Source organism: Faecalibacterium sp. DFI.5.82, assembly GCF_029076575.1.
Classification (GTDB): domain Bacteria; phylum Bacillota; class Clostridia; order Oscillospirales; family Ruminococcaceae; genus Faecalibacterium; species Faecalibacterium duncaniae.
Genome location: NZ_JARFIS010000646.1, coordinates 1 through 305, shown reverse-complemented (window position 1 = coordinate 305; position 305 = coordinate 1). Strand labels below are relative to the sequence as shown.

The 305-nt window shown below is 52.5% G+C and carries 1 pseudogene; it reads right to left on the bottom strand.

Annotation, left to right across the window (positions count from 1 at the left end):
• Nucleotides 1–277, bottom strand: a pseudogene (locus tag P0G09_RS18255) (zinc ribbon domain-containing protein); the annotation flags it as partial.
• Between the last annotated feature and the right edge of the window lie 28 nt (nt 278–305).

The window sequence follows — 305 nt, the reverse complement described above, 5'->3', positions numbered from 1 at the left end:
CGATCATCTCGATATACTTATCCACAAGGGGTTGGTTCTGCTCGTTGCCCTTGGCCAGGCTGTAGACCAGTGCACCCAGCTGACGCTGTGCCCGGGCAAGCTTGGTCTGTTCCGAGACGATCTTTGCCAGCGTTCTGCCGTGCTCTGCCAGATCCATGGCGGCATAGCGGCCCTTTTCCGCATATTCCAGACCCATTTCCTTGATCTTTTTGAAATCAATAATTCCACCTCTCTTACGGGCATTAGCCCTGTGTGTGCTGTCAGATGATGGTTTCATTATAGCGCACTCAGGCACTGATTGCAAC